Source organism: Pseudomonas sp. 2,4-D (assembly GCF_030418155.1).
In the GTDB taxonomy this organism is placed as follows: domain Bacteria; phylum Pseudomonadota; class Gammaproteobacteria; order Pseudomonadales; family Pseudomonadaceae; genus Aquipseudomonas; species Aquipseudomonas alloputida.
The window spans coordinates 71,230-80,043 of the sequence record NZ_JAUHUI010000024.1 but is presented as its reverse complement, the minus strand read 5'-3'; the positions used below and the strand labels follow the sequence as shown (position 1 = coordinate 80,043).

The window sequence follows — 8,814 nt, the reverse complement described above, 5'->3', positions numbered from 1 at the left end:
AGCGGGTTTACCCGCGAAAGGGCCGGTACAGGCTACAGAGCAGTCAACCCTTGCCGCCCGGCGCCAGCATGTTCTCTGGCCGCACCCACTGGTCGAACTGTTCATTGGTCAGGTACTTCAACGCCAAGGCCGCCTCGCGCAAGGTCGTGCCCTCGCTGTAAGCCTTCTTGGCAATTTCTGCCGCCTTGTCATAGCCGATATGCGGGTTCAGCGCCGTCACCAGCATCAACCCGCGCTCCAGGTGCGCGGCCATCTGCTCCGCATCCGGCTCGATACCCGCCACGCAATGCTGCTGGAAGTTGCGGCAACCATCGGCCAGCAATTCGATGGATTGCAGCAGGTTATGGATGATCACCGGCTTGAACACATTCAACTGCAAATGCCCCTGGCTGGCGGCAAAGCCGATGGCCGCGTCGTTGCCCAGTACCTGGCAGGCCAGCATCGACAGCGCTTCGCACTGGGTAGGGTTGACCTTGCCCGGCATGATCGAGCTGCCCGGCTCGTTGGCTGGCAGGCGCACCTCGGCCAGCCCGGCGCGCGGGCCGGACCCCAGCAGGCGCAGGTCGTTGGCGATTTTCATCAGGGCCACGGCCAGGGTCTTCAGGGCCCCCGCCAGGCTGGTCAGCGGCTCGTGGCCGGCGAGGGCGGCGAACTTGTTGGGTGCAGTGATGAACGGCAGGCCGGACAGCGCCGCCAGCTCGGCCGCGATGGCCTCGGCAAACCCCTGCGGGGCGTTGAGCCCGGTACCCACGGCAGTGCCGCCCTGAGCCAGCTCGCACACCGCCGGCAGGGTGGCGCGGATAGCGCGCTGGGCGTAATCGAGCTGGGCGACGAAGGCCGACACTTCCTGGCCGAAGGTAATCGGCGTGGCGTCCATCATGTGCGTGCGGCCGGTTTTTACCAGCTTGTGGTGACGCATCGACAGCTCGGCCAGCCCCGAAGACAGTTCGGTGACGGCCGGCAGCAGCTTTTCATGCACCGCCTGGGCTGCCGCAATGTGCATGGCGGTGGGGAAGCAGTCGTTGGAGCTCTGCGAGCGGTTGACGTGGTCATTGGGGTGTACTGGCGCCTTGCCGCCACGGCCTTTGCCGGCCAGTTCGTTGGCGCGTCCGGCGATCACCTCGTTGACGTTCATGTTGCTCTGGGTGCCACTGCCCGTCTGCCAGACGACGAGCGGGAACTGATCGTCGTGCTGGCCATCCAGTACTTCATCGGCGGCCTGTTCGATCAGCCGGGCGATGTCGGCCGGCAGGTCGCCATTGCGGTCGTTGACGCGCGCCGCGGCCTTCTTGATCAGTGCCAGGGCGTGCAATACCGCGAGGGGCATGCGTTCCTTGCCAATGGCGAAGTTGATCAGCGAACGCTGGGTCTGCGCACCCCAGTAGGCGTTCTCCGGAACTTCGACCGGGCCCAGGCTGTCTGTCTCGATACGGCTCATTCTGTACTCACTCCTGTGTAGTTCGAAATCGCAGTTTAGGCCCTGATTCGACCGAGCGGTTCCGTCGCTCGTCGTGCCACTTGAGCACATCGCCACCACGGCGCAGAATGCTCTACTCTGAGGTGCCCGCCTCCCTCTCTTTGAAGGAAATGCAATGACCCGTCTCCGTGTCCTTTGTGCCGCCGTTGCCCTGGTTTGCGCCAGCGGCCAGGTACTCGCTGCCACCGCCAGCCACAACGCTGCTGCCGAGAAATTCCTGACCCTGGCCAACGCCGACAAGCTGGGCACCCCGGTGTACATGCAAGTGCAGCAGATGTTCGCCCAGCGTTTCGGCCAGACCAAGGCCCCGGCCGCCAAGCAGCCCGTACTGGAAAGCTACCAGGCCAAGGCCAATGCCGCGCTGGACAACGCCATCGGCTGGAACAAGCTGAAGCCGAAGATGGTCGACCTGTACACCCGCACCTTCACCGAGCAGGAGCTGAAGGACCTGGTCAAGTTCTACGAATCGCCGCTGGGCAAGAAAGTGCTGCGTGAAATGCCCAAGGTCACTCAGCAGTCGGCACAGCTGACCCAGCAGAGCCTGGAACCAGCAGTACCGGTGGTGAACAAGCTGCTGGAAGACATGACCAAAGAGCTGGACCCGAACGCAGGCAAGGCCGCCGCCCCAGCGAAGAAGTGAGTACGCCGCAATGACCATGCAACAACGTATCGAACAGCAACTGGCCGCGCTGGCGCCGCAACATCTGGAAGTGCTCAACGAAAGTCACATGCACAGTCGTGGTCAGGAGACCCACTACAAGGCGGTGATCGTCAGCGAGCAGTTCGCCGGGTTGAACAGCGTCAAGCGCCACCAGAAGGTCTACGCCACCATGGGTGAGCTGATGGGCGAGATCCATGCCCTGGCCATCCACACCTACACCGCCGAAGAGTGGGCCAAGGTCGGCGTTGCACCGGCCTCGCCCGTGTGTGCAGGCGGCGGGCACTGAAACCTTTCTGTTGTTCTGGTAGAATCCTGCAAGATCCGGGGGCCGCTTTGCGGCCCTTTCGCGACACAAGGCCGCTCCCACAGGAACCGCACTAGCCATCGGGTTACGCGGTCCCTGTGGGAGCGGCCTTGTGTCGCGAAAGGGGCGCAAAGCGCCCCCATGCTTTTTCTATACCTGTCAAACCCGGTCCGCCCCTTACGAGGGCAACCACCTGGAGATTCCGTTACATGTCTCAAGCCATCGTCGTCGCGGCGCTGTACAAGTTCGTCACCCTGGAAGATTACGTCGAGCTGCGCGAGCCGCTGCTCAAGACCATGCTCGACAACAACGTCAAAGGCACCCTGCTGCTGGCCCACGAGGGCATCAACGGCACCGTTTCGGGCACCCGGGAAGCCATTGATGGCCTGCTGGCATGGTTGCGCAGCGACTCGCGTCTGGTCGACATCGACCATAAAGAGTCGTACTGCGACGAACAGCCGTTCTACCGCACCAAGGTCAAGCTCAAGAAAGAGATCGTCACCCTCGGCGTGCCGGGCGTAGACCCCAACCAGGCCGTTGGCACCTATGTCGAGCCCAAGGACTGGAACGCCCTGATCAGCGACCCTGAAGTGCTGCTGATCGACACCCGCAACGACTACGAAGTGGCCATCGGTACGTTCAAGGGCGCCATCGACCCGAAGACCGAAACCTTCCGTGAGTTCCCGGAGTACATCAAGGCCAATTTCGACCCGAGCAAGCACAAGAAGGTCGCGATGTTCTGCACCGGCGGCATCCGTTGTGAAAAAGCCTCCAGCTACATGCTCGGTGAAGGCTTCGAGTCGGTCTATCATCTTAAGGGCGGCATCCTGAAATACTTCGAGGAAGTGCCTCAGGAAGAAAGCCTGTGGGACGGCGACTGCTTCGTCTTCGACAACCGGGTTACGGTGCGTCATGACCTGAGCGAGGGCGAGTACGACCAGTGCCACGCCTGCCGCCATCCGATCAATGCAGAGGAGCGCGCGTCCGAGCACTATTCGCCAGGTGTCAGCTGCCCGCATTGCTGGGACAGCCTGAGCGAGAAGACCCGGCGCAGTGCCATCGACCGGCAGAAGCAGATCGAGCTGGCCAAGGCCCGCAACCTGCCGCATCCGATCGGTTACAACTACAAAGCCGAGGCTTGAAGCATGTCTGCACGCCTGATCTATGTGATGGACCCGATGTGCTCCTGGTGCTGGGGTTTTGCGCCAGTGGCCGCGGCCCTGATCGCCCAGGCGCGTGAGGCAGGCGTGCCTGCCCACTTGGTACCGGGCGGGCTGCGCACTGGCGGCAGCGCCCTGGACAGCTCCACTCGCAAGTACATCCTGGAACACTGGCAGGCGGTGGCTGATGCTACCGGCCAGCCGTTCCGCTTCGAGGGGGCCATGCCTGACGGCTTCGTCTACGACACCGAGCCGGCCTGCCGCGCCCTGGTCGCGGCCCGCGAGCTGGATGCCGAGCGCGTCTGGCCGCTGCTGGCGTTGATCCAGCGTTCGTTCTACGAACAGGGCATCGATGTAACCACCGCGCCGCAGCTGGTCGAGCTGGCCTCCCAGTGTGGCTTCGACCGTGCCGCGTTTGCCGAAACCTTCGCCCGTGCCGATACCCGCGCCGCCACCGCGGCCGACTTCGCCTGGGCCCAGGATCTGGGTATTGCCGGTTTCCCGACCTTGCTGGCCGAGCGCAATGGCCAACTGGCCTTGCTGACCAACGGCTACCAGCCGCTGGAGCGCCTGCAATCCTTGCTCGGCCGCTGGCTGCAGCAGGCCGCCTGTGCTTGATGTACCAGGGTCACCCGACCCGGTACCGGGCAAGCCATACACTGCGGGCGATCGACTGAGCTGGGCGGAAATCCGCCGCCTGGCCCTGCATCACAAGAAAAACCTCTGGTCCGCCAACCTCGTTGCGTTATTGGCGGCGTGTTGCAGTGTGCCCATTCCGCTGCTGCTGCCGCTGTTGGTGGACGAAGTACTGCTCGGCCATGGCGATGCCGCGCTGAAGTGGATGAACCACCTGCTGCCGTCCAACTGGCAGGTAGCAGCCGGCTACATCGGCCTGATGCTGGCGCTCACCCTATGCCTGCGCCTGGCTGCGCTGGCCTTCAACGTGATCCAGTCCAAGCTGTTCGCCGGGCTGGCCAAGGACATCGTCTACCGCCTGCGCATCCGCCTGATCGAGCGCCTCAAGCGTATTTCGCTGAAAGAGTACGAAAGCCTGGGCAGCGGCACGGTGACCACCCACCTGGTCACCGACCTGGACACCCTCGACAAGTTCGTTGGCGAAACCCTCAGCCGCTTCCTGGTGGCCATGCTGACACTGACCGGCACGGCGGCCATCCTGATCTGGATGCATTGGCAGCTGGCCTTGCTGATCTTGCTGTTCAACCCGCTGGTGATCTACTTCACCGTGCAGTTGGGCAAGCGGGTCAAACACCTGAAAAAACTCGAGAACGACAGCACCGCGCGCTTTACCCAGGCGCTGGCGGAAACCCTGGATGCCATCCAGGAAATCCGCGCCGGCAACCGCCAGGGCTACTTCCTTGGCCGCCTGGGTTTGCGTGCCCGCGAGGTGCGCGATTACGCCGTGGACTCGCAATGGAAAAGCGATGCCAGTGGCCGTGCCAGTGGTCTGCTGTTCCAGTTCGGCATCGACATCTTCCGCGCGGCGGCCATGCTGACCGTGCTGTTTTCCGACCTGTCGATCGGCCAGATGCTGGCGGTGTTCAGCTACCTGTGGTTCATGATCGGTCCGGTGGAGCAACTGCTTAATCTGCAATATGCGTACTACGCCGCAGGCGGTGCGCTGAGCCGCCTCAACGAGCTGCTGGCGCGTGCCGACGAGCCGCAATACCCGGCCGCCAGCGACCCGTTCGCCGGGCGCGAAACGGTGGGCATTGAAGTGCGCGACCTGCGCTTTGCCTATGCCGACGAGCCGGTGCTCGAGCACCTCGACCTGTCCATCGCTGCGGGTGAGAAGGTGGCGATTGTCGGTGCCAGCGGCGGCGGCAAGAGCACGCTGGTGCAGCTACTGCTGGGCCTTTACAGCGCGCAGGCCGGGACCATCCGCTTTGGCGGGGCCAGCCTGCAGGAAATCGGTTTGGAAACCCTGCGCGAGAACGTCGCGGTGGTGTTGCAGCACCCGTCGCTGTTCAACGACAGCGTGCGTGCCAACCTGACCATGGGTCGCGACTGTAGCGATGATGCCTGCTGGCAGGCGCTGCGCATCGCCCAGTTGGATGCCACCATCGCCGCCTTGCCGCAAGGCCTGGACAGTGTGGTAGGGCGTTCAGGCGTGCGCTTGTCCGGTGGCCAGCGCCAGCGTCTGGCCATTGCCCGCATGGTACTGGCTGAGCCCAAGGTGGTGATCCTCGACGAGGCCACCTCAGCCCTGGATGCCGCCACCGAGTACAACCTGCATCAGGCCTTGGCGTGCTTCCTCAGCGGCCGCACCACGCTGATCATCGCCCATCGCTTGTCGGCGGTGAAACAGGCCGACCGGGTACTGGTGTTCGATGGCGGGCACGTGGCCGAAGACGGCGACCATCAGCAGCTGATTGCCGAGGGTGGGTTATACGCCAAGCTGTATGGGCATCTGCAGCAGAGCTGATTATCTGGCTGCCTTCACCGGGCTTTTGGGAGCAACAGTCTTGCTCAATTTCTAAAAGCTGGTGCGACCCTGTGGGAGCGGGCTTGCCCGCGAACACGGGCGAAGCCCGTGCCATCCACCGCGGTGTCTTCTTCGCGGGTAAACCCGCTCCTACAATGGCCAGCGCGTACGCTGTAAAAATCCCCGATTCCTTGTCATAAAAATCCCCGCCACAGCGATGGCAAATGGCCTACGCTGTGCTTGTCTGGGTCGATTTACGCCTTATCTGCTCTGTGACAGGGACTCCATGAAGGGACATCGCACACTCGAAGCGCCAAAGTTGCTCGGCATCACATGGCCTTTCATCGCCGTCGTGGTCCTTCAGGTGGCGTTGGGCAGCCTCAGCCTTTATACGCTCTCGGCCGTGCGCGCCTATGTCGCGGGCGAAAGCCTGTGGTCCAAGGCGCAGAAAGATGCCATCTACTACCTCAGTCTGTACGGCGAGACGCGCGACGACAGCACCTACCAACGCTATCGCCAGGCCATTACCGTGCCTCAGGGTGACCATCGTCTGCGCGAGGTGCTCGATCACCCCAACCCTGATCTGGATGCCGCGCGACAGGCGGTTCTGCAAGGTGGCAACCACCCTGACGATGTCGAGCGGATCATCTGGTTCTACCGTAACTTTCGCCATGTCAGCTATATGCAGACAGCCATCGATTACTGGGACATCGGTGACGACTATCTGGCCAAGCTGGATGTACTGGCCGGTGAAATGCGCCAGCGTTTTGCCAATGGCCCGGCGGATCCAGGCACTGTCAGCGATTGGAAGGCCCGCATTGTCGCCATCAACGAAGGCGTGACCCCGGCGGCCAAGGCCTTCAGTGATGCCTTGGGTGAAGGCTCGCGTATGTTGCTGCGGGTGCTGCTGATCACCAACCTGCTGACCGCGATGTTCCTGATCGCCATTGCCTGGCGCCGCTCCAGCAAGCTGTTGGCCCAGCGCCAGGCCTTTGCCAGCGCCCTGCAGGAAGAAAAAGAGCGAGCGCAGATTACCCTGCAGGCCATCGGTGATGCGGTGATCACCACTGATGTCGAGGGCAGTATCGGCTACATGAACCCGGCCGCTGAGCAATTGACCCACTGGCAATCCGGCCAGGCCCAGGGCCTGCCGCTGTCGGCACTGTTCAGCCTGGTTGATGAACACGCCGAGGAGGACGGTCGCAGCTTGGTCGAACAGGTGCTCAGCGGCAGCCTCAAGGGCGGCTCCGAGCATGCCCGGCTGATCCAGCGCCTGGACGGCAGTACCGTGTCGATCAACCTGGTAGGCTCGCCGATCCTCAATGATGGCCAGGTCAGTGGCATCGTGCTGGTGTTGCACGACATGACCCAGGAACGCCAGTACATCGCCAACCTGTCCTGGCAGGCAACTCACGACGCCCTGACCGGGCTGGCCAACCGCCGCGAGTTCGAATACCGCCTGGAGCAGGCGCTCAACGACCTGGCGCGCCAGGCCGGGCGGCATTCGCTGATGTTCCTCGACCTCGACCAGTTCAAGTTGGTCAACGACACCTGTGGCCACGCTGCCGGCGATGAGTTGCTGCGGCACATCTGCGCGGTGCTGCAATCCGGCCTGCGTGAGGGCGATACGCTCGCGCGGCTGGGCGGCGATGAGTTTGGCGTGCTGCTGGAAAACTGCCCGCCCGACCAGGCCGAGCGCATCGGCGAACAATTACGCCAGATGGTGCAGAGCCTGCACTTCGTATGGAAAGGGCGGCCGTTCGTGACCACGGTCAGCATTGGCCTTGTGCATATGGCCCAGGCCCCCGGTACCCTGGAGGCCTCGCTGCGCGCCGCCGACATGGCCTGCTACATGGCCAAGGAAAAGGGCCGAAACCGTGTGCAGGTGTACCACGCCGACGACAGCGAACTGTCCATGCGTTTTGGCGAGATGGCCTGGATCCAGCGCCTGCATGTGGCCCTGGAAGAAAACCGCTTTTGCCTCTACGCCCAGGAAATCGCCCCGCTCAAATCCTTCGAGGGCCCGGGCCATATCGAAATTCTGTTGCGCCTGCACGACGAAAGCGGCCGCACCATCCTGCCCAGCAGCTTCATCCCGGCGGCCGAGCGCTACGGCCTGATGACCGCGCTGGACCGCTGGGTGGTGCGCAATGTGTTCATGGTCATACGCCAGTGCCTGGAAGAAGGGCGTGAAGGGCCATTGTCGACCTGTGCCATCAACCTGTCGGGGTCCAGCATTGGCGACGACAAGTTCCTTGAATACCTCCAGCGGTTGTTTGTCGAATACGCCATTCCGCCGCGAATGATCTGCTTTGAAATTACCGAAACCAGCGCCATTGCCAACCTGGGCAGCGCCATTCGCTTCATCAACGAGCTGAAAGGGCTGGGTTGCCGTTTCTCGCTCGATGATTTTTGCGCCGGCATGTCCTCGTTCGCCTATCTCAAGCATTTGCCCGTGGACTACCTGAAGATTGACGGCAGTTTCGTCAAGGACATGCTCGACGACCCGGTCAACCGGGCCATGGTCGAGGTCATCAACCATATCGGCCATGTGATGGGTAAGCGCACGATTGCCGAGTTCGTCGAAACACCCTTGATCGAGCAGGCCTTGCAGGAAATAGGCGTGGATTACGCCCAGGGCTACCTGATCGAACGCCCCCAGGTGTTCACCTGTGACAGTCTGCAGCGCCAACGGATCGCCGCCCGGCCTCTGTTGCAGCGAGCACCTGGCACGTTTCGCTAGTTGGAAATCACAAGGATCAAGGAGCT

At 62.7% G+C, this 8,814-nt stretch carries 7 protein-coding genes; 6 read left to right on the top strand and 1 reads right to left on the bottom strand.

Annotated elements, in window-relative coordinates:
- Positions 1-43 precede the first annotated feature (43 nt).
- Complete coding sequence (locus QYE47_RS17445; protein ID WP_070384215.1) at positions 44-1,438, bottom strand: class II fumarate hydratase; 1,395 nt, start codon at positions 1,436-1,438, stop codon at positions 44-46.
- 154 nt (positions 1,439-1,592) lie between these two features.
- On the opposite strand from QYE47_RS17445, the gene QYE47_RS17440 reads away from it, so the two are divergent.
- The 6 genes from QYE47_RS17440 to QYE47_RS17415 all read left to right on the top strand — a co-directional run bounded on the left by QYE47_RS17440 (position 1,593) and on the right by QYE47_RS17415 (position 8,788).
- Positions 1,593-2,117: a DUF2059 domain-containing protein gene (locus QYE47_RS17440; protein ID WP_014592033.1), complete on the top strand. Its 525-nt coding sequence runs from the start codon at positions 1,593-1,595 to the stop codon at positions 2,115-2,117.
- A gap of 10 nt (positions 2,118-2,127) precedes the next feature.
- On the top strand, positions 2,128-2,424 hold the full coding sequence (locus QYE47_RS17435; protein WP_010952797.1) for a BolA family transcriptional regulator: 297 nt from the start codon (positions 2,128-2,130) through the stop codon (positions 2,422-2,424).
- 227 nt (positions 2,425-2,651) lie between these two features.
- On the top strand, positions 2,652-3,584 hold the full coding sequence (locus QYE47_RS17430; protein WP_070384214.1) for a rhodanese-related sulfurtransferase: 933 nt from the start codon (positions 2,652-2,654) through the stop codon (positions 3,582-3,584).
- A 3-nt stretch (positions 3,585-3,587) separates the two neighbouring features.
- Positions 3,588-4,220, top strand: coding sequence for a DsbA family protein (locus QYE47_RS17425; RefSeq protein WP_014592031.1), 633 nt, complete (start codon positions 3,588-3,590; stop codon positions 4,218-4,220).
- Entirely contained in the window at positions 4,213-6,045 is a 1,833-nt protein-coding gene (locus QYE47_RS17420; RefSeq protein ID WP_014592030.1) for an ABC transporter ATP-binding protein, read from the top strand. The genes QYE47_RS17425 and QYE47_RS17420 overlap by 8 nt, the downstream gene beginning before the upstream one ends.
- 286 nt (positions 6,046-6,331) lie before the next feature.
- Positions 6,332-8,788, top strand: a complete 2,457-nt coding sequence (locus QYE47_RS17415) for an EAL domain-containing protein (protein WP_070384213.1) — start codon at positions 6,332-6,334, stop codon at positions 8,786-8,788.
- The last annotated feature ends 26 nt before the right edge of the window (positions 8,789-8,814 follow it).

Coding starts and splice junctions, on each gene's coding strand:
- QYE47_RS17440 (WP_014592033.1), top strand. CDS start 1,593: ATGACCCGTCTCCGTGTCCTTTGTGCCGCCGTTGCCCTGGTTTGCGCC.
- QYE47_RS17415 (WP_070384213.1), top strand. CDS start 6,332: ATGAAGGGACATCGCACACTCGAAGCGCCAAAGTTGCTCGGCATCACA.
- QYE47_RS17435 (WP_010952797.1), top strand. CDS start 2,128: ATGACCATGCAACAACGTATCGAACAGCAACTGGCCGCGCTGGCGCCG.
- QYE47_RS17425 (WP_014592031.1), top strand. CDS start 3,588: ATGTCTGCACGCCTGATCTATGTGATGGACCCGATGTGCTCCTGGTGC.
- QYE47_RS17430 (WP_070384214.1), top strand. CDS start 2,652: ATGTCTCAAGCCATCGTCGTCGCGGCGCTGTACAAGTTCGTCACCCTG.
- QYE47_RS17445 (WP_070384215.1), bottom strand. CDS start 1,438: ATGAGCCGTATCGAGACAGACAGCCTGGGCCCGGTCGAAGTTCCGGAG.